This is a genomic window from Microterricola gilva (assembly GCF_004217495.1).
Classification (GTDB): Bacteria; Actinomycetota; Actinomycetes; order Actinomycetales; family Microbacteriaceae; genus Microterricola; species Microterricola gilva.
This window is the reverse complement of record NZ_SHLC01000001.1, coordinates 231,990-252,373: the sequence shown is the minus strand read 5'-3', so window position 1 is coordinate 252,373 and position 20,384 is coordinate 231,990. Positions and strand designations below refer to the sequence as shown.

Annotated in this window: 17 protein-coding genes and 1 pseudogene; 7 read left to right on the top strand and 11 right to left on the bottom strand. The window is 70.3% G+C overall.

All coding sequences use genetic code 11. The features are described from left to right. Positions 1–3 precede the first annotated feature (3 nt). A complete protein-coding gene (gene hutI / locus EV379_RS01055; RefSeq protein ID WP_130504519.1) occupies positions 4–1,218 on the top strand; it encodes an imidazolonepropionase in 1,215 nt (404 codons plus the stop codon). 88 nt (positions 1,219–1,306) lie between these two features. On the opposite strand, the gene EV379_RS01050 is transcribed toward hutI, so the two are convergent. After that, complete coding sequence (locus EV379_RS01050) at positions 1,307–1,849, bottom strand: SixA phosphatase family protein (protein ID WP_207226173.1); 543 nt, start codon at positions 1,847–1,849, stop codon at positions 1,307–1,309. 140 nt (positions 1,850–1,989) lie between these two features. Between EV379_RS01050 and EV379_RS01045 the strand changes: the two genes are divergently transcribed. Further along, positions 1,990–2,799, top strand: a complete 810-nt coding sequence (locus EV379_RS01045) for a dienelactone hydrolase family protein (protein WP_130504518.1) — start codon at positions 1,990–1,992, stop codon at positions 2,797–2,799. 48 nt (positions 2,800–2,847) lie between these two features. Here EV379_RS01045 and EV379_RS01040 read toward each other — a convergent pair whose 3' ends face one another. From EV379_RS01040 to yczR, 7 genes are all read right to left on the bottom strand, one after another. Beyond that, a complete protein-coding gene (locus EV379_RS01040) occupies positions 2,848–3,708 on the bottom strand; it encodes an arginase family protein (protein ID WP_130507219.1) in 861 nt (286 codons plus the stop codon). 275 nt (positions 3,709–3,983) lie between these two features. Further along, positions 3,984–4,979, bottom strand: coding sequence for an NAD-dependent epimerase/dehydratase family protein (locus EV379_RS01035; RefSeq protein WP_130504517.1), 996 nt, complete (start codon positions 4,977–4,979; stop codon positions 3,984–3,986). Positions 4,980–5,206: 227 nt separating this feature from the next. Further along, positions 5,207–5,725, bottom strand: a complete 519-nt coding sequence (locus EV379_RS01030) for an NUDIX hydrolase (RefSeq protein ID WP_130504516.1) — start codon at positions 5,723–5,725, stop codon at positions 5,207–5,209. A gap of 8 nt (positions 5,726–5,733) precedes the next feature. Continuing rightward, on the bottom strand, positions 5,734–6,684 hold the full coding sequence (locus EV379_RS01025) for an L-lactate dehydrogenase (protein ID WP_130504515.1): 951 nt from the start codon (positions 6,682–6,684) through the stop codon (positions 5,734–5,736). Between the two features lie 236 nt (positions 6,685–6,920). Continuing rightward, a complete protein-coding gene (locus tag EV379_RS01020) occupies positions 6,921–10,169 on the bottom strand; it encodes an efflux RND transporter permease subunit (RefSeq protein WP_130504514.1) in 3,249 nt (1,082 codons plus the stop codon). 128 nt (positions 10,170–10,297) lie between these two features. After that, on the bottom strand, positions 10,298–13,183 hold the full coding sequence (locus tag EV379_RS01015) for an esterase-like activity of phytase family protein (protein ID WP_130504513.1): 2,886 nt from the start codon (positions 13,181–13,183) through the stop codon (positions 10,298–10,300). A gap of 134 nt (positions 13,184–13,317) precedes the next feature. After that, entirely contained in the window at positions 13,318–14,760 is a 1,443-nt protein-coding gene (gene yczR, locus EV379_RS01010) for a MocR-like transcription factor YczR (protein ID WP_130504512.1), read from the bottom strand. Between the two features lie 91 nt (positions 14,761–14,851). Here yczR and yczE point away from each other — a divergent pair, with 91 nt between their 5' ends. Together yczE and EV379_RS17465 are read left to right on the top strand one after the other, a co-directional pair. Further along, positions 14,852–15,616: a membrane protein YczE gene (gene yczE / locus EV379_RS01005; protein WP_207226172.1), complete on the top strand. Its 765-nt coding sequence runs from the start codon at positions 14,852–14,854 to the stop codon at positions 15,614–15,616. Between the two features lie 59 nt (positions 15,617–15,675). Beyond that, on the top strand, positions 15,676–15,798 hold the full coding sequence (locus EV379_RS17465) for a hypothetical protein (protein WP_278044013.1): 123 nt from the start codon (positions 15,676–15,678) through the stop codon (positions 15,796–15,798). A 34-nt stretch (positions 15,799–15,832) separates the two neighbouring features. On the opposite strand, the gene EV379_RS01000 is transcribed toward EV379_RS17465, so the two are convergent. Next, positions 15,833–16,600: a DUF4097 family beta strand repeat-containing protein gene (locus EV379_RS01000; protein WP_130504511.1), complete on the bottom strand. Its 768-nt coding sequence runs from the start codon at positions 16,598–16,600 to the stop codon at positions 15,833–15,835. 193 nt (positions 16,601–16,793) lie between these two features. Next, positions 16,794–17,527, bottom strand: a pseudogene (locus EV379_RS00995) (MerR family transcriptional regulator). 227 nt (positions 17,528–17,754) lie between these two features. On the opposite strand from EV379_RS00995, the gene EV379_RS00990 reads away from it, so the two are divergent. Both EV379_RS00990 and EV379_RS00985 read left to right on the top strand, forming a co-directional pair. Then, positions 17,755–18,609, top strand: coding sequence for a DUF4097 family beta strand repeat-containing protein (locus EV379_RS00990; protein ID WP_130504510.1), 855 nt, complete (start codon positions 17,755–17,757; stop codon positions 18,607–18,609). Then, a complete protein-coding gene (locus EV379_RS00985; RefSeq protein WP_130504509.1) occupies positions 18,606–19,241 on the top strand; it encodes a PadR family transcriptional regulator in 636 nt (211 codons plus the stop codon). Before EV379_RS00990 ends, EV379_RS00985 begins: the two co-directional genes overlap by 4 nt. A gap of 149 nt (positions 19,242–19,390) precedes the next feature. Here EV379_RS00985 and EV379_RS00980 read toward each other — a convergent pair whose 3' ends face one another. Then, the gene (locus EV379_RS00980) at positions 19,391–19,621 is read right to left on the bottom strand and encodes a hypothetical protein (protein ID WP_130504508.1); all 231 of its coding nucleotides are present in this window, start codon (positions 19,619–19,621) and stop codon (positions 19,391–19,393) included. Between the two features lie 68 nt (positions 19,622–19,689). On the opposite strand from EV379_RS00980, the gene EV379_RS00975 reads away from it, so the two are divergent. Continuing rightward, complete coding sequence (locus EV379_RS00975; protein ID WP_341273519.1) at positions 19,690–20,274, top strand: MarR family winged helix-turn-helix transcriptional regulator; 585 nt, start codon at positions 19,690–19,692, stop codon at positions 20,272–20,274. The last annotated feature ends 110 nt before the right edge of the window (positions 20,275–20,384 follow it).

The window sequence follows — 20,384 nt, the reverse complement described above, 5'->3', positions numbered from 1 at the left end:
ACCATGACGACGACGCTGCTCACCGACATCGGACTGCTGGTCACCAACGACCCGACACTGGGCACCGGGCCGACCGGTGAACTGACGGATGCCGCCGTCATCATCGACGGCGGCCGCGTGGCGTGGATCGGCGCGGCCGTCGACGCCGCGACCGCCATCGCCGAGCTCGGCCTCGGCCCGCTCTCCGACATCGACAAGCAGAGCGCGGGCGGCGCCTGCGTCATCCCCGGCTTCGTCGACAGCCACAGCCACGTCGTGTTCGGCGGCGATCGCGCCGCCGAGTTCGAGGCGCGCATGGCCGGCCGCACGTACGAGGCCGGCGGCATCCGCTCGACCGTTGCGGCGACCCGCGCGGCGAGCGACGAGGAACTGCGCGCGCGGCTCTACGGTTTCGTCGACGAGATGCTCGCGCAGGGCACGACCACGCTCGAGATCAAGAGCGGCTACGGCCTCTCGGTCGAGAGCGAGGAACGCCTCGTGCGGCTCGCGTCGGAGGTCACCGACGAGGTCACCTTCCTCGGCGCTCACGTCGTCCCGGCCGAGTTCGCCTCACGGGAGGGCGGCGCCGACGAGTACGTCGAGCTGGTCACCGGTCCGATGCTCGAGGCCTGCGCCCCGCACGCCAAGTGGATCGACGTGTTCTGCGAGACGGGTGCCTTCAGCGTGGAGCAGAGCCGACGAGTGCTCGAGGCCGGCATCACGGCCGGCCTGAAGCCGCGCGTGCACGCGAGTCAGCTGGGCCCTGGCGACGGTGTGCGGCTCGCGATCGAGCTGGGGGCGGCATCCGTGGATCACTGCACCTACCTCAGCGATGAGGATGTCGCGGCCCTCGCCGCATCGAGCACCGTGGCCACGCTGCTGCCCGGCGTCGAGTTCTCGACCAGGCAGCCGTACCCGAGCGGGCGGCGTCTGCTCGACGCCGGCGTGACGGTGGCGATCGCCTGCGACACGAACCCCGGCTCGAGCTTCACCTCGTCGATGCCGTTCTGCATCGCCGTCGCCGTGCGCGACATGGGCATGACCCCGGCCGAGGCGCTGTGGGCGGCGACCGCCGGTGGCGCCGTCGCCCTCGAGCGCGCGGATGTCGGCCGACTCATGCCCGGCACCCGCGCCGACCTCGTGCAGCTGAAGACCCCCGGCTACGTGCACCTGGCCTACCGGCCGGGCGTTCCGCTGGTGCAGCGCGTCTGGAAGGACGGCACGCTCGTCGTCGGCTGAGTTCCGGAGAAAACGCAGGAGCTGAGCGCCGCCGGGCCTCTCAGGGGACCCGGCGCGGCTCTGCTCCTGTACGTGGAGCGCGAACCGCTCAGACCTCGGCGAGCTTCGGGGCGTCGTAGCGTTTGTTGAGCAGCGCGCCGGCCCGGATGGCCGGCCAGGAATTCACGTCGAAGTGCAGCTCGAGCACCGCGCAGGTGGACATCGGCGGGGTCAACGGCGAGAACCGCCTGGCCAGGGTGTCCATCTCGGGGTTGTGACCGACCACGAGAAGGCAGCCGACGCTGTCATCCTGCGCACGGATCACCTCGAGCAGCCCGTCGGCGCTCGTCGCATACAGCCGATGGTCGACGACCAGCGTCTCGTCCGCGTCGAGTTCACGCGCGATGAGCTCCGCCGTTGTGCGGGCCCGCACGGCGGGGCTGCTCAGGATGGCATCCGGCTCGATGCCGCGCCGCGCCAGGCGCCTCCCCATTTCCGGTGCGTCGCGTTTCCCGCGCTCGTTCAGCGGACGGGCCTCGTCGACGAGGCTGGGGATGTCCCAGCTGGATTTCGCGTGCCGGATGAGGAGGAGCGTCTTCATGATGACCCCGCTTTCACCGCCGAGAATACACATCGAGTCGCGCTCCGTCACCCCCACTCCTCTCATCGGCTCGGGTGGACACAGACACGGATGTGCCGGCCTCGACCGATCGGAGCGGCAAGACTGTGAAGCAACGGCGGCGCAACTTCAGTGCAGCGGGCCGGACGATCCACCCACAGTCGAGGAGACCAATGACACCGCACGGCCCACCCTCGGCCACCGTGGACGGCTGGACACGCTCACCGTTCACCGGCGCCGGCATCACCCACGACTGCTTCGAGAAGGGCAGCGGGCCCGGTGTCGTGCTGATCCCCGAGATCCCCGGCATCACCCCGGAGGTCCTCGGCCTCGCCGAGCACCTCGTCGGGCAGGGCTTCACCGTTGTCGTGCCGTCGCCGTTCGGCGAACCGGGGCGCGCGGCATCCACCGGCTACGTGCTCCCCGTCGTCGCGCGGCTCTGCGTCTCGGCCGAGTTCCGCGCGTTCGCCCTCGACTCGAAGCGACCCGTCACGGCCTACCTGCGTGCGGTTGCCGCTGACCTCGCCGCGCGGACGCCGGGAGCCGGCGTCGGAGTGATCGGCATGTGCTTCAGCGGTGGTTTCGCCTTGGCGACCGCCGTCGATGAGTCCGTCCTGGCCGCGGTGGCGAGCCAGCCATCCGCACCCTTCCCTATCGGGGCCCGGCGCCGCGCCGACCCCGGGATGAGCGCGGCGGAATTCGACCGGGTCGCCGAGCGCGCGGCATCCGGAGAGCTCTGCGCGATCGGCCTGCGCTTCAGCCAGGACATGGCCTCGCCCGTCGCCCGCTTCCGCACGCTGAAGGACCGCCTCGGCGACGCCTTCGAGGTGATCACGCTCGATTCCTCCGCCGGCAATCCGACCGGTTTCCGGCCGCGCGCGCATTCGGTGCTCACCACCGAGCTGCGCGAGACACCAGGCCACCCCGCCCTGCTCGCCAGGGAGCGGGTCGTCGAGTTCCTGCGCCGGCGGCTCGGCGGCTGACGCGGGCCTGCCGGTGGACGGAGCGCTCGGCGATCCGGGCGCTCGGACTCAGCGCAGCGCGAGCCCGGCCGCCACCTCGAGCACGCAGAGCGCGGCGAGGCGGACCGTGCGGCCGTCCTCGGCATCCGCGGTGGAGTCGACCTCGGCGATGTCGACGGAGCGCACGCGCCGGTCGGCGCCGGCGGCGCGGGCGGCCAGTCGCAGCTCGTAGGCGGAGATGCCGCCGGGAACCGATGCGGGGCAGCCGGGGGCGACGGAACGATCGCAGACGTCGACGTCGAGGTCGACGTGCACCGGCCCACCGCCTGAGCCGGCGATGTCGAGTGCCTCGGCCATCACGTCGCTCATCGGACGGCGGTGCAGCTCATCGCGGTGCACGACGGTGATGCCGTAGTCGCGGGCGCGCTCGGCGTAGCGACGCGAGTTCGCGAAGTCGGCGATGCCGATCTGCACGATCCGGGTTCCGGCGAGGCCCGCCTCGACGAGGCGGCGCACCGGGGAGCCGTTGTTGACCCCGTCGCGCAGGTCGTAGTGCGCGTCGAGCGTCACCAGCCCGGCGCTCGGCAGTGCGCCGCCCCAGGTGCCGAGCGCGGAGGCGACGGTCACGGAGTTGTCTCCACCGAGTGCGACGACCATGTCGGCGAGCCCTGCGGCCCGCGCCACCGCGGCGAGCGCGCGCTTCTCGCCCTCGGGCCCGTCCGGCTCGTGCACATTGCCGCAGTCGACGATGGTGAGGTCGGCGATCGAACGGATCCCATCGCGCACACCGCGGTCGCCGATGATCGCGTCGGAGTAGCGCGGCAGCACCGCACGAATGGCGTCAGGCGTCTCGCCCGCGTTGGTGGTGGAGAGAGAGGTGCGCCAGGCGGGGAGGCCGATCATGGCCAGGTCGACGTGCGCGCCGGGCATGAGCGCGTCCGGTGCGGGCCAGCCGCCCGTTCGCGGCCAGAGCGGGTCGTGCGGGAGGGTGGGCGAGTGGGGCGTCTGCGTCGTCACAGCTCGACGTTAGCAACGCGGATGCCGCAACAACAGGCATCCGCGACGCTGCCTGTCTGCTCCCCCAGACGCCCCGTCGCCCGCACACGCTCGGCTCGCTCCGGCGCCAGCGAGTTGGCGCAAACTGCCCCTTCGCGCCCGCCCATGGGGCCGTTCGCGCCAACTCGCCGAAGCGGGGCGGTTGGTTCTCAGTCGGACGCGGCGTGGCGCTGCAGCAGCTCCGCCTCCCGCTCGGCGCTCAGGCCCGCTCGCCGCGGGCGGTCAAGGCCACGGCTCCGTTCCCACTCGAGCACATCCCCGAGCAGCTCGGAGCGCGGCCTGTGCGTGAGCCCTTCGGCCTCCGCGGCCCGCCCCGACCGGGCCGAGAACCCGAGGTAATCCGGGTCGGGAAGCCAGAGCGCCAGCGACTCTTCCCCCATGAACTCCTCGACGCCATTGGCCAGGAGCCAGGCCGAGGACGCGACGACGAGCTCCCCGCCGTGGCCGCCGATCCTGCGGCTCTCCTCGATCCATTCCCCGAGCGGCACAACCGGGCCGACGGCGTTCACGATGCCGTGCAGCCGGCGTTCGGCGGAGTCGACGACGAAGGCAACGAGGTCGCGCACGTCGACGACTTGGGTCGGCATCGACGGCTCGTCCGGCACCAGGAGCGGAGCGCCCGGCGCACGCGCTGCACGTGCGACCCAGGCGCCACTGCGCCCGGTCTCGTCACCGGGGCCGCCGATCAACCCCGGGCGCACGATGAGCAACTTCTCGTCGACCGCCGCCCGGGAGGCCTGCTCGACCGCCGCCTTGGCCTCGCCGTACTCCGCCCTCTCCGCCCGGTCGCCCTGCAGCGGGGCGAACGTCGCGGCCGACTCATCGGCGCCGATCTCGGCCGCCGAGGCGTAGACACTGGTCGAGGAGATCAGCGTCCAGTGCGCGGCCCTGTCCCCGAGCGCCGCCAGCGCGTCCCGCACGAAGGCCGGCTGCCACGAGATCTCCACGACGGCGTCCCAGTCACGGTCGGCGACCTCCGCGTAGGCGCCGGGACGGCTGCGGTCGGCGACGACGTGCGTCACGGCATCCGGAACCGACCCGGACTCCCCTCTCGCAAGGGCCGTGACAGCATGCCCGCGGGCCAGAGCCTCGCGGGCGATCTCTCGGCCGAGCCAGGCGGTTCCCCCCAGAATCAGAATCTTCATGCGCCCATCTCAGCAGAGGCGCCCACGAATCGGCAGTCCTGTTCTCTGCGGGCGTGTGCGCGGATCGGGCGGGCGGGGTCGGCAACTCAGGCAGAACCGTCCGGGCGCCTGCGAAGGGCGCGGCACTCCGGGAACTGCACCCGCCGCCTGCTCGAACTGCCTGAGTTACTGACGGGGCAGGTGCCGGCAGCGGAACGGCAGACCGGCCGGCGGATCGGCTGGCGGGCTCAGCTTCCGCGCTGGAAGCGGGCCTCGCCGGCGGGGCTGAGCGCCGCGCGCACCCGCTCGAGCATGTTCTCGGACATCGGCGGCAGGGCGTCGAGTGCGAACCACCCGGCTGCCGTGTTTTCGCCGTCGGCCGGGTGCGGCTCGCCGCTCACCCAGCGGCAGCGGAAGACGAGGTCGAGGTAGGCGGCCCTGTCGCCGTTGGCGTACGCGCGCTCCGGCAGCGTCTGCACCCAGGCGAGGCGTTCGACCGCGGCGACGATGTCGGCCTCCTCGAGCACCTCGCGTGCCGCGGCATCCGCCGGCTCTTCGCCGGGGTCGATGATGCCGGTCACGGGCGTCCACGCTCCGGTGTCTGCTCGCCGAACGAGCAGCACCTCGGGTCCGGATGCCGCCGGCTGCCCGGCCCCGGCATCCGTTGGCGCCGCTTCACGCAGCACGACCGCCGTCACACCGCTCAGCCAGAGCGCATCGGTGCCGATCTTCTCGCGCAGCGCGAGCACGAAGTCCGGGGTCGCCATGCCCGTGCCTAGAACAGTGCGATCGAGGAACGGAGCGCCTCGGCGGAGCGCTGCAGCAGCTCCTCCTCGCGTGCGTCCAGGGAGATGTCGAGCACCCGCTGCACACCGCCGGCCCCGACGATGGACGGCACGCTGAGCGCGACGCCGTCGATGCCGCGGTAGCCGCGCAGCACGCTGGAGACGGGCAGGATGCTGCGCTCGTCCTGCAGCACCGCCTCGACGATCCGCGCACCGGAGAGGCCGATCGCGTAGTTGGTCGCCCCCTTGCCCAGGATGATCTTGTACGCCGCGTTGACGACGTCGTGGGTGAGCGTCTCGAGCCGCTCGCGCGGGAACAGCACGCGGCCCGCGTCATCGATCCAGGCGCCCAGCGGCGTCTGCCCGATCGTCGCCGACGACCAGAGCGGGAACTCGCTGTCGCCGTGCTCGCCGACGATGAGCGCGTGCACGCTCTGCGGGGCGACCTGCGCGGCCTCGGCCACGAGCCACCGCAGCCGTGCGGAATCGAGCACGGTGCCGGAGCTGAAGATGCGCCCAGGCGGCAGGTCGGTGATGCGTTCCGCGACGGCGGTGAGCACGTCGCAGGGGTTCGTCACCAGGATGAAGACCGCGTGCGGCGCGAGTGCGACGAGCTGCGGCAGCATCGCTTCGAGGATGCGCACATTGACGCCGGCCAGCTCGAGGCGGGTCTGGCCCGGCTGCTGCTTGGCGCCGGCCGTGATGACGACGACATCCGAATCGGCGACCAGCTCGATGTCGCTGCCGCCCGTGATGCGGGACGCCCCGGTGAACGGCGTGCCGTGGGCGAGGTCGAGCACCTCCGCCTCCGCCTTGGCGGTGTCGATGTCGTAGAGCACGACCTCCCTGGCCGAACCGCGGATGAGCGCGGCGTAGGCGAGGGAGGAGCCGACACTTCCGGCGCCGACGATGGTGAGCTTGGTGCTGCGAGCGAGCGTCATACTCTCAGTATTGCAGCGCGCCTTGGGCGGCGCCCGCGTCGCGCGGTGTCAGGGCTTCGGTCGCTGGCGCTCCCTCAAGCCAGCGGGATGCGGAGCATCCCGAGAGGCGGCAGCCAGTACCCAGGCAATCTCAGGAACCGTCACCGCTGCTTGCCGGGTTTCGACAGGCTCAACCAACGGGAATCCCCGCTGATTGAGCCTGGCTCCCCTGAGCCTGTCGAAGGGTCGAAACGGGATCAGGCGGTTTCGACGAGCTCGGCGGGCGGAGCCTCTGGCTCCTGTTCCGCGGCCGCGGCCGCCTTGCGGAGCTTGCGCTTCTCGCGGCCTCCCTCGACAAGCGAGTACAGCACCGGCAGCACGATCAGGGTGAGCACGGTCGACGACACGAGTCCGCCGATCACAACGACCGCGAGCGGCTGCGAGATGAAGCCGCCGTGACCGGTGATGCCGAGCGCCATCGGCAGCAGCGCGAAGATCGTGGCCAGCGCCGTCATCAGGATCGGACGCAGACGCCTCGACGAACCGTGCACGAGAGCGTCGCGCACCTTCATGCCGCGGTCGCGGTACTGGTTCACCAGGTCGACGAGCACGATCGCGTTCGTCACGACGATTCCGATGAGCATGAGCACGCCGATGAGCGATGCGACGCCGAGCGGGATGCCGGTGATCACCTGCAGTGCGATGGCGCCGGTGGCCGCAAACGGCACCGAGACGAGCAGCAGCAACGGCTGCAGCAGCGAGCGGAACGTCGCGACCATCACGATGTACACGATCAGGATGGCGACGAGCAGCGCGAGCCCGAGCTGCGAGAACGCGTCGCTCTGGTCGGCCGTGACGCCGCCGAGCGTCGCCGTCGTGCCGTCGGGGATGTCGGCCGTCGCGATCGCCGCGGAGACCTCGCTGCTGGCCGTTCCGAGGTCGTCGCTGTTCGGCGTCGCGGTGACGGTCGCGCTGCGGAGCCCGCGCACGGTGGTGATGGATGCCGGGCCGTCGAGCTCGGCCACGGTCGCCAGGGTGTCGAGGCGCACCGGCCCCGTGACCGTGGGGATCTCGAGCGCGGAGAGCGCCTCGATGGTGGTCGGCGGGTTGGCCGAGGCGATGTAGATCGTGAGCGTCGTCTCGTCGATCACGATCGAGCCGGCCTGCTTCGGCTGCATCGCCTGGGAGACGATGCTGCCGAGTGCGACCTCGCTGTAGCCGGCCGCGGCCGCCTCGTCACGGTTCACCTCGACGCCGATGTATGCCCGCGACTCTGAGAGGTTCGTGCTGGTCTGCGAGACCGAGTCCAGGTCATCGAGAGCGGTCTTGATCTCGTCGGTCGCCTGCTGCAGATCGGCGGCGTTCGATGCGGTGATGTCGACCTCGATGTCGCTGGAGGCGCCGAAACCGCTCGACGCGGCGATCGTGATCTCGCCGACATCCGAGAGCCCGTCGAGCTCCGTGCGCACCTCGGCCTGGATGGCCTCCTGGTCTGCGCCGTCCTCCGTGGTGATCGAGTAGGTGATCGTCGAGCCGCCACCGCCGCCGAACGCCGCCGAGAGGCTGCTGCCGCCACCGATCGAGGTCTGCACGATCTCGACGCCCTCGGTCTCGCGCAGCACCTTTTCGACCTCGGTGGATGCCGTGTCGAGCGCGGCCAGGCTGGTGCCGATCGGCAGCTCCTGGCTCACCTGGAAGGTGTTCTGGCCGGAGGAGCCGAGGAAGTTCGTCTTCATCAACGGCACCATGGCGATCGTCGCGCCGAGGACGAGCACGGCGACGAGCAGGGTCGCGACACCGTGGTTCAGCGTCCAGCGGATCACCGGCAGGTATCCCTGCTGCAGGCGAGAGGGGTGCTCGAGCTCATCGATGCCGGTCTCGTCGGCCAGCGCCTCGGTCGAGAGATCCGCGTGCTTGTGCGCCTGCGAGGGCTTGAGGAACCAGTAGGCGAGCACGGGCACGATCGTGAGCGAGACGAGCAGCGAGGCCAGCAGCGCGATCGTGACGGTGAGCGAGAACGGCCGGAACAGCTCACCGGTCACGCCCTCGACCAGGGCGATCGGCACGAACACGGCCACCGTGGTGATGGTCGAGGCGGTGATCGCGCCTGCCACCTCCTTGACGGCCTTGACGATCGTCGCCGCCTTGTCCTGCCCGGCGACGAGGTGTCTCTTGATGTTCTCGATCACGACGATGGAGTCGTCGACAACGCGACCGATCGAGATCGTGAGCGCACCGAGGGTGAGGATGTTGAGCGTGTAGTCGGCGGCCTGCAGCCCGATGAAGGTGATCATCACCGAGGTGGGGATCGAGATCGCGGTGACGAGGGTCGCGCGCACCGAGAGCAGGAACAGCAGGATGACGATGATGGCGAAGAACAGGCCGAGCACGCCCTCGACGGCGAGCGACTCGATCGACTGCTCGATGAACGGGGCCTGGTCGAAGACGACGGTGAAGGTGGCACCGGGGTTCGTCGAGTCGAGCGAGCTCTGCAGCGACGGCAGCATGTCGCGGACTGCCTTCGAGACGTCGACGGTGTTGGCGGCCGGCAGCTTCGTGATGGCGATGGTGAGGGCCGGCTCGCCGTCGACGCGGGAGATGCTGGCTGCCGGGTTGTCCTCGAGCGCGACGGTTGCCACGTCGGCGATCGTCGTCGGCAGCGGGACGCGCGGGGCGGCGGCCGCGGCGCCGAGGCCGTTCGCGCCGGCGAAGCCCTCGGCTGCGGCATCCGACAGCGCGTCGGGCTCGACCGGGGCCGCCTCGGTCGCGCCCAGCACGGGCAGCGCGGTGAGCTCCTCCAGTGTGGTGATGCGCGAACCGGTCTGCACGGAGAAGGTCTTGTCGTTCTCGGTGATCGTGCCGGCTGGCAGCAGCACGCCGTTCTGCTGCAGCGCATCGGTGATGGCGCTCACGCTGATGCCGCGCGCGGCGAGCTCCTCGGCGTTCGGCGTGATGGTGACGCGCTGACCGACCTTGCCGACGATGCTCGCCTCGCGGACGCCGTCGATGTCCTGCAGCTCGCCGAGCGTGGTGCGTGAGATCTCATCGGAGAGCGCGCTGACGTCGTCGACACCGGTGACGGCCACCTGGATCACGGGGAAGTCATCGAGGCTGAGCGCGAGCACCTGCGGGTCGACGCCGCTCGGCAGCGTGCCCGAGATGCGGTTGACCGAGCTCAGCAGCTTCTGCTCGGCGAAGGCCATGTCGGTGCCGTAGGTGAAGGACGCGCTGACGACCGAGACGCCGGTCGAGCTCGAGGTCGATGTGGACTCGAGTCCCGTGATGCCCTGGATCGCAGTCTCGATCGGGGTCGACACGTCGTCGTTGACGACGTCGGGCGATGCACCGGGGTACTGCGTCATGATCGCCAGCTGCGGGAAGGCGATCGACGGCGCGAGCTCCTGCTTGAGGCTGGTCAGCGCGATGCCGCCGAAGATCATCACGACGACGGTGACGAGGGCGATCAGCGCGCGGTTCTTCATGGAGAGCGCAGCAAGAAGGTGCATTGCGCCATTCTCTCAGTGCAACGAGGCGTTGCGTTTCACTCAGCTGTGAATCTGGTCACGGATGTCGGAAGGGGCGGGGTTCGCTGGCTGCGCCGCAGCCATCGAGCCCCGCCCGTCTCCGCCTCCGGCTAGTTCGCGCCCTCGGAGCGACGCGCACCGCGGCGGCGGATTGCGAGCGCTCCGGCGCCGCCGCCAAGCAGCGCGAGCGCGGCGAGCGCCGGTGCGAGCATCTCGACGCCGGTGCTGGCGAGGGACGCACCCGTGTTCGTCGTTGCGCCGTTGCCCGCGGTGCCACTGCCGGAACCGGGATCGGTGCCGGCTCCGTCCTCATCGGCTGCGGTGATCGTCACGGCACTGCGCGCAAGCTCGGTCGAGCCCTGCAGAACGACGATGCTGTGCTCGCCGGCAGCGGTCGCCGCGGGAATCGTGGCCAGCAGGCTGATCGCGCCAGCAGCATCGGCGGTGACCGAGCCGAGAACGACAGGCGCCGAGTGGAGTTCAAGCGACACGGACGTTCCCGGCGTGAAGCCCGTTCCTGAGATGGCGAGCGTGCTGCCGGCCTTGACGGTGCTCGCCCCCAGGCTCAGAACGGGCTTCGCCGGGGTGATCGGAACCTCCGGCTCGGTGGGCCCAGAGCCGAAGATCGTGCTCGCGGCGCCGAGGCGGAGGAACACCGTCTCGCCCGTCGCGTCCTTCAGGCCGTCGTTGTCGGTGATGGCGTACACATTGCCGTCGGCGCCGATGGTGAGGCCCTCGAGCTTCTCCTGCGTCCACCCGGCCGTCTCGCGCAGTGCGGGCAGCACGTCGAGGGCCAGCGTCTTCTTCGCGATGACGAGACTCGGCGCCGCGGCGACCGCCGCGGCATCCGGAACCTCGATCGTGTAGATGCGCTTGTTGGCGGCGGCCGGGCCGTTGAGCTTGTCGCGCTCGATCACCGCGAGGGTGTCGGCGTCGACGGCCACGATCTCGCTCAGCCCGACCCAGTCGGCGCCACCGGTCGCCGGGGATTCGAGTTCGTAGCCGAACCAGCTCCAGCTCTTGGCCGCAACGTCGTAGCGACCGATACGGGTGACGTTCTCGCCGTCGACCGTGGCGGCGGTGCTGGCCGGGTCTGTCCACAACGGGCGCTGCAGCGCGACGTAGACGATCTCCGTGCCTGCGGTGTCTGTCGTGGCTGTGACACCCTCGAGACCCCACTTGTTGATGTGCGCGGTGACATCGGCCGGCAATGCGACGGTCTCAACGACCGCTCCGGCGGCGTCGGTGCGGTAGATCGTGTTCTCCGCGCCGGTTGCACCCTCGGAGGCGAGCCAGAAGCCGCCCTGCGGCCGGGAGAAGAGGCCCTCGATGTCGAACTCGGCCGGGGTTCCGGCGGTGGTCACGACGAGTGCGTCGCGGATGACGGCCGGCTCGGATGCCACGTCGACGGTGAAGATCGTGCTGGGCTTGAGCGCCGAGTCACTGGCCGCGTAGAGCTTGTCCGGCGCACCCGGAACGGCGCTCAGTGCGCCGAGTGCCGCCCAGCCGATCGGACCGTCCGTCGTCGTTGCGGACACGATGCTCGGCTGGCCGGCGGCGCGGCTGCCCGCGCCCCCGCCCAGCGCATAGAGGTTCACCGCTGCACGCACGCCGGCGGCGGCGTCATCCGTCTCACTCGACACGGCGAGCAGGCCACGCGATGGGATCGGCAGGATGCCCTCTGGGCCGTTCGTGGCGAAGAGGAGCTGGGTGAACACCGGGTTCACCGGGTCTTCCAGCGAGTACACGGCGACGTAGTTGCTGCGCTCGCTGGCGACGAAGGCGTGCGTGACACCGTCGATCTCGGCGATCGCGAGACCCTCGGGCTCCGAGCCCTTCTTCGCGGCGCGGGCGTCGTTGTAGAGACCGTGCTGCACCGCGAGGTGCTCGAAGCTGTTGCCTGCATCCCAGGCCACCGCACCGGTGGTGGTGTCGAAGATCGTCCAGCCGCGGCTGCCGCCCTTCCAATCACCCTCGTTCGCCGTGGCCACGTGGCTGGCGTCGACCCACGCGATGGAGTCGGGCTCGCGCGGGGTGGCCGGGATCGAGCCGCTGAGGTCGATGACCTTGTCCTTCTTGACGTCGATGCCGCTCACCGCGACGGAGCCCGCGCTGAAGACCGTGTCGATCGCGCGCGTCGGGAGGTCGATCACGACGATGCCGTTGTTCTCCTGCAGGGTGACGGCGAGCTTGTTGTCCGCGTTGATCGTGACGTACTCGGGCTCGGGGTCGACGGGGCTGTCGATGCCGGCGGCCGTGAAGCCGGCCAGCGCGCTGCCGTCGGGGTTCACGAACGGGATCGGGGTCGGGGACCAGTCGGCCGGAGTGTCGTCGAGCTCGATCACCTGCACGAATCCGGCCGGCAGCTGCGGGAGGTCGCCCTCGCCGCCGCCCGCAGGCGTGAACGCCTCATCACGCTGGTTCTCGATCGCGATGGCCGCGTACACCCCGTCCTGGCTGATGGCGATGGAGTCGGGCTGGCCGGCGAGGTCGATGCTGGCCACGCGGCTGCGGTCGCTGAGGCGCAGCACGTCGAGCCGCCCGCGCGGTGCCGTGAAGTCGCCGCCGGTCTCGTCGATGACGACGAGCACGTACTCGCCCGACACTGCGACGGAAGTGGGCTGATCGTCGACGTGCCCGAGTTCGGCGAGCGAGACACTGCCGAGCCCGCTCGGCGCGGCCGGGTCGCTGATGTCGAGGAAGCCGATGCGCTTGCCGAGTGCATCGGTGTAGATGAGCGTCGTGCCGTCTGCGCTCACCGCGGAGATCTCGGCCACCGTCGCGGCGGCAGGATCAACGCCGGCCGGCACATTCTGGAACACGGGATAGGTGGCTGTGCGGGTGAAGCCGGCCGGGGCGGACAGCTCGTCTGCCTGGGCCGCGGCAACCGCGCCCAGTGGGCCCGCGGCAGGGCCGACGGCGCCTGTGGCGACGGCACTCGCGCCGAACGCGAGAGTCGCGGCCAGGGCACAGCAAAGAAGACGGGTGGGTTTCATGGGAGGCTCCTGGGTGCGTGACGCGCCGCGCTCGAAGCGGCAGGCGCTTTCGCTCAGGCTGTCGGCCCCCGGAGGCCACGGGGTGATCAGCAGGCGACACCGTGGGGTCGCGCGGGTGAACGGGAGGTGCCGAGCTACACGACGTCGGCGAGGTAGCCCGTGTCCGGCACCGGATGCCGCAGCAGCGAGCCCCAGGCGAGCGCGAGCGCGTCGACGGCGCGCGTCGTCTCCTCTGCCGAGTAGCTGATCGGCAGGCGCAGGAAGCGTTCGAACGCGCCGTCGATGCCGAAGCGCGGGCCGGCCGCGATGAGCAGGCCGTGGTTGCGGGCTGCGAGGGCGAGCTGCGAGCTGACGGGCGACCCGAGGTTGATCCAGGTGGCGAGGCCGCCGTGCACGTGCGGCACGTCCCACTCGGGGAAGCGGCTGGCGAGCAGCTGCTCGATGTGGTCGCGCCCGGCGCGCAGCTGCTCCCTGCGGAGCTCGAGGATGCGCGGCATCTCCGGGAGCAGCTCTGTCACGATCAGCTGCTCGAGGATCGGCGTGCCGAGGTCGCCGGGGGCGCGCAGCCCGACGAGCTTGCGGATCAGGGGGCGCTCGGCCCGGATCCAGCCGACGCGGAGGCCACCCCACACCGTCTTGCCGACGGAGCCGACGAGCACCGCGTCGCCGTACGCCGCCATCGGCAGCACACTGCCGACGCGGTCGATGTCGAGCTCCGCGGTCGTCTCGTCGGCCACGATCACGGTGCCCTGCCTGGCCGCGGCGGCGAGGATGCGCTCCCGCTGCTCCGGGGCGAGCGAGCGCCCGGTCGGGTTGTGGAAGTCGGGCATGAGGTAGCCCATCGCCGGATTGGCCTGCCGGATCGCCTGCTCGAACGCCGCGGTCTCGACCGCGGAGTCCGCGGCATCCGCTCGCTGTGAATCGGGGATGGCGCTCACAGGAACGAGCCGGGCGCCTGCCGCGCGCAGGGCCTCGTAGGCGTGCGGGTAGGTCGGCTGCTCGATCAGGGCGCGGTCGCCGCGGCCGATGAGGGCGCGGGAGAGCAGGGCGATCGCGTGCTGGGCCCCGATCGTGACCATGATCTGCTCCGGCGCGGTCGGCAGGCCGCGAGCCGTGTAGCGCTCGGCGATGGCCGCGCGAAGCTCCGGCGTTCCGATCGGGTCGAAGCCGGCACCACCGAGGTGGCGGGGCAGCTCCTCGACACCGCGTCGGCTGGCCTCGACGAGCCACGGCAGCGCCGGCATGGCCGCCTTGCTGAGATCGAGGTAGCCGCGGTCGCCCGGCACCGAGAGCATGGCCGGGGTGCCCTGCAGCCGCGTGACACTGCCCGAACCGCGCACGCTCTGCAGGAAGCCGAGCTCACGCAGCTGCCGATAGGCCGCCGTGACCGTGGTGCGGCTGAGGCCGAGGTGCTCGGCGAGCTCGCGCTCCGCGGGCAGGCGGGTGTCGACGGGGATGCGCCCGTCGATGGTGAGCAGGCGGATCCGGTCGGCGAGCGCCGTGTAGGCGGAGCCGCCCTCGCGCCACTCGCCGAGGAGGGCCGTGAGGGTGCGGGCGCTGAGCTGGGCATCAACCATGAGGCCACTTTAGGTGAATTGGCTATTGGATGGAAGGCCAATTGTGCAATTGGATATGAGGGTGGCTTCTTCGACTACTTCCCTCGCCCCCGTGACCGGGCGTCTCCCCCGACGCTTCGCGCAGCTCTTCCTCGGCCTCTTCCTCTACGGCATCGGCATCGCGCTGATCGTGCGCGGTGAGATCGGCGCCGCGCCCTGGGACGTCCTGACGCAGGGCATCGGCATCCACACCGGGCTCAGCTTCGGCCTCATCACGGTGCTCACCAGCGCCATGGTGCTGCTGATCTGGATCCCGCTGCGGCAGAAGCCCGGCATCGGAACCGTTCTGAACGCCCTGCTCGTCGGACCATCGGCCGACGTCGGCCTGGCGCTGATCCCCGCGGGCCTCGACCTCTGGGTGCGCATCCTGCTCTTCATCGCCGGCCTGCTCGTGCTCGCCGTCGCCACGGGCCTCTACATCGGTGCCCACTTCGGGCCCGGCCCGCGCGACGGCCTGATGACGGGCCTGAACGCCCGCACCGGCTGGGCGATCTGGAAGGTGCGCACCGGCATCGAGCTCACGGTCGTCACCCTCGGCTGGATCCTCGGCGGCAACGTCGGGATCGGCACCGCCGCCTTCGCGTTGCTCGTCGGCCCGCTCTGCCAGTGGGCGATCCCGTTCTTCGCCGTGAAGCCGCGGGCAACGGATGCCGCGGCGACCCCATCCGACCCGGCCGCGTCCGAGCCAGAGCAGCTCGACGCAGAGCAGTTCGACGCAGAGCGGCTCGAGGCAGCGCAGCTCGAGGCCGAGCTCGAGACCGAGCTCGAGGGCACCGCCACCCCGTCGAGTCCGCAGCTGGACTCGCCGGCGAACTGACACCGGCGTCGGCCTGACCGCTCGGCGACCGTCATCCGCATTCGGAAAGGAGGCACCCCATGATCGTCTTTCTCAGCCTGATCGCGCTTCTCGCCGCGTGGGGAATCGTCGCCACTGTGCAGATCGCGCGGCGCGACGGCTACCGCGCCGTGCCCGACCGCCCGCGCGGGCCGCAGGGCTAGCACCACGCGGTGCCAGCGCCGTGGCCCGTGCGGGTCAGTCGTCGCTGCTCGCGCTGTCCCGCACGGTGATCGACCCGTTCGAGGTGCCGAGGTCGAGCAGAAACTCGCCGTTCGGGTCGCTCGCGATGTCGATGTTCTTGCCGCCGTTCGACGTCTCGGCGACGACCTCGTACCCGCCGGTCGGAACCCTCAGCGTGATCGAACCATTCGAGGTGTTCGCCTTCACATCCTGCGGGGTGGCGAGCTCCAGCTCGATGGAGCCATTCGACGTCTTGGCGATGATGCCGTCTCCGCTGAGCTCGCTGCCCTCGATGCGACCATTGCTCGTGCCGACCTCGATGCGCCCGGTCACGTCCTCGAGCGAGATGCGCCCGTTGCTTGTGCTCACGTCGACGTTGTTCACGTCGCTGAGCTCGATCTCGCCGTTCTCGGTCTGGCCGCTCACGTCGACGCCGGCCGGAAGTTCGATCGTGTAGTTGACCGTGCAGCGTTGACCGCATCCGCTGAGCACCAGCTCATCGCCGTTGACCTCGAATGTCGTCCCGATGTCGCGCTTGGCGCCCCAGTACTGGATGTCGCGCTCGATGCGGATGTCGGTGGCGCCCGTCTCCCCGCTCACGCTGACACTCCCGCTGGGATCGTCGATGCGCACACTGGTGATGCCGGCGGTGTCGCTGAGCGTCGTCTCGTCGCCCATGCCGTGCGCCGGCAGCAGCGCGCATCCGCTCAGGATCGTCGCGCCGATCGCGAGGCCGGCCACGGCCCCACTGATGCGAGTTGCGGTTCGAATGGTGGTGCGCATGAGTATTCTCCCTGTCGTGGCCACCCGATCGGGCACCCAAGTTCTACTCCTTCGACGCTAGTAACCTCGGCCGCGCCTGTCACGGGGGATTCCCCCCGAAGCACGGTCGGGCTGCCCACACGGCCGTCGGGTGCCGGATGCCGCGGCCTGCGGCATCCGGACCCGACCGCCTTCCCGCGAGCGGCTCGCCGCCCTAGAGCTCGCGCTCCGCGAACGCGGTGAGCGCGTCGCGCACGAACTCCGCTCCGGCCTGCCCGCCGTAGTTGGCGCCGAAGCGCTCGTCGGCCACGTACATCTCGGCCAGGCCGAGGAGATAGGCCTTGGGCGGGCCGCTTGAGCCGCCGCCCGGGGTGCCGGGGATGCCGCTCAGCCACTCGACGTGTCGGCGGGCCAGTGCCTGCGCCTCCGCGCTGTCCGCGGCGATGCCGCTCGTGGCGGCCGCGCTCCAGTCGGCGGCGAGCTGTTGCTGCCGCTGCTGCCACCCGGCCTTCTCCTCGGCCGACATCGAGCGCCACCAGGTGTCGCTCTTCGCATAGGCGTCCGCGCCCCAGCGCTGCTCGACCTCCTCCTTGTACTGCGTGTGGTCGAAACCATCGAACATGTTCTCTGCCATCAGTTGTTCACCTCCCTCCAGGGTGTTGATCGTCAGCTCGACCGACGCGATCTGCCGCGCCAGCCGGTCTTGTTCCTGCCGCAGCCAGTCGAGGTGGCCGTGCAGGGCTTGCTTCTCGTCGCGCTCGTTGGCGAGGACCTCGGCGATCGCCGGCAGTCCCAGTCCGAGTTGGCGCAGCAGCAGGATGCGCTGCAGTCGAACGAGCGCGGCCTCGTCGTAGTGGCGATAGCCGTTAGAGCCGACGCTGCTCGGTCGCAGCAGGCCCGTCTCGTCGTTCCGGCGAGCTTCGCGATCTCCTGAATCGACCAGTGCATGTCTCCCTCTCCCGCGCGTCCGCGCCGTCACTGACAACCGTAGAAGTTGACGCTACGTCAATGTCAAGCCCCGGTTCACCGCGGCGGCGCGCCCGCGCGGCTGCGCCATCCGGCACTTTCGCAGCCACAAATCTTGACGCGCGCCCAAACGCGATATATCGTGAGCATAAGCACAACGCGATATATCGCGTATGCATCGGCATCCGCCACCACGCAAGGAGACAACAATGGCAATCGAGAAGTGGCTCATCCAGCCCGGCCAGAGCAAGGTCATCGACCTGGAGTTCGTGCGCAGCCTCAAGGTGGGCATGATCGGCGGCAAGATCGACATCATCGCCCACGACGAGACGAGCGCGCGCGTCGAGGTGCACTCCGTCACCGGCAAGGAGCTCAAGGTGGAGATCGACGGCGACCGCCTCGAGATCGACCACCCACAGCTGCGCTGGGACAACTTCCTCGACGTGTTCAAGGGCTTCACCGGCAGCGCGAAGGCCGAGGTGAGCGTGCTCGTGCCGCGCGATGTCGCGATCAAGCTCGGCGTCGTCTCGGCCGAGGCCCTCGTCTCCGGATTCGCCTGCGACGCGAAACTCAGCACCGTGACCGGCGACGTCGTCGTCGACCACGTGATCGGCGACCTCGACGTGAACACGGTCAACGGCGAGGTCTCGGTCGGCAACCACACCGGCCGCGTCAACGTCAACACGGTCTCTGGCGACATCGTCGCCAGCGGCGCGATCACGCGCTTCAGCGCAGACGGCGTCTCGGGGAACATGATCCTCGACATCGTCGGGACGCCGTCGGAGATCAACACGAACACCGTCTCGGGCGACCTCACGGTGCGCCTGGACGCCGGCCTCGGCGAGCGCTACCGCGTCAACACGGTCGCCGGCACGGTCTTCCTCGACGACACGACCTTCAAGGGCACCCTCGGCAAGGGCTTCGAGCGCGTCATCGGCGAGCTCGCGGGCAGCTGGCTCGACCTGCAGGCCAACTCGGTCTCGGGCAACATCTCGATCGTGCGGCGCGGAACCCCCGCCCCCGTCGACTTCACGGTCTCGAGCGACGGCGAGGCCACGGCATGACCCCGCCGGTTTTCGCCCACGGCAGCCTCCGGCTCTACCTGCTCTCCCTGCTGGCCGAGCAGCCGCGGCACGGCTACGAGTTGATCCAGGCTCTGAGCGACCGCTTCGGCGGCAGCTACATCCCGAGCGCAGGCACGATCTACCCGCGCCTGTCCAAGCTCGAGGAGGAGGGGCTGGTGACCAAGGAGAGCGACGGTCGCAAGACCACCTACTCGATCACGGATGCCGGCCGGGCCGAGCTCGAGGCGAGGCGCGGTGAGCTCGATTCGATCGAGGACGCGATGACCGACTCCGTGCGGCGCATCGCCGACGAGGTGCGCGCCGGCGTCAACGACGCCATGCGCAGCCTGCGCGCCGATCTGGCGAGCGCCGCGCGTGACGCCAAGCGCGGCGGCAAGACCGAGTCGGCGAAGGCGGCGTATGCAGCCGGATCGAGCCAGCAGCAGCACATCGACTCGAACCGCGCGGTGCACGACGCCGAGATGGCGATCACGCAGTTCCGCCAGGTGCTCCGCACCGAGCTGCGCACGCAGGCGGCCCGGTCTCGAGTGTCGCCGGAGGCCGCGATCCTGCTGCGCCAGCGGCTCGACGCGGTGCAGGCCGAGGTGCTCAGCCTGTTGCGCGCGAACTGAGCCGCGGCCTCGCGGCCTCCGGCCTGGCCGCCGCGTCCGGCTCCGCACACGTAGCGCGCCAGTAACCGCGTTATGCGCCAGAAACAACTCCGGCGTGAGCGGCGCGGAACGGCGCCGGGCGGATACCGGGTGCGCCGGGCGAGCGAGGGTCAGCTGGGGCGCGGGCAGTAGAGCTGCGTGCGCTCGCCGGAGCGGTCGATCTCGTGCTCGGCCATCGGAACTCCGCAGAGTGGGCAGAGCTTGGGCGCCGGAACGGCCGGCGGCGTCTCGTTGTACGGACCGAGCGGGGGCGGGCCGATGTACGGCACGAGCTTCCGGTTGAGCTTGTCGAAGAGACCCGAGAGCTTGCCGCCCGTACCTTCATCTTTACTTCGTGCCATAATGATTAGTGTACTAAGTAAATCGTCACCACTCAAACCGGGCGGCGATGAGGCAGAGGCGGGCTCCGATGAACGGCACGGCGAACGAGACAATGAACGGCATGATGGACGACATGACGAACGAGGCCGAGAGCGGCACGCGCGCACAGCGTGCGGCGGGCGCCGCGTCATCCGTCGACAGGGAATCGGTCGTGCTCGACATCGAATCGGCCGATGCGGGAGCCGTCGACCTGCTCGCGCTCGAGAGCCAGGTGTGTTTCGGCCTGGCCGTGGCTGCCCGCGGCGTGATCGGCGCCTACCGTCCGATCCTCGAGCCGCTCGGGCTCACCCACCCGCAGTACCTCGTGATGCTCGCCCTCTGGCAGTCCAGCCCGCGCACCGTGCGCGACATCGGCGCCGCGCTGCAGCTCGAGCCCGCCACCCTCTCCCCCCTGCTCAAGCGACTCGAGGCCGCCGGGTACATCACGCGCGCCCGCAACGCCCACGACGAACGGGCCCTCGACATCACGTTGACGGATGCCGGCCGCGCACTGCGTGAGCAGGCGCTCGCGATCCCCCCGCAGGTGATCAGGCGCCTCGGCATGAGCCTCGACGAGCTCGCCACCCTGCGCGCAACCTTGGCCAGGGTGATCGAGGCCGTCGGCACCGAGTAGCCGCGCCGCGGTCCGTCACGCCGCCGCATCTGCCCGCACTGTGAATCGATCCAGAGTGCAGAAACTGCTCCCCGCTGGCCGATTTCAGCGCAATTTCTGCACTCTCGGTG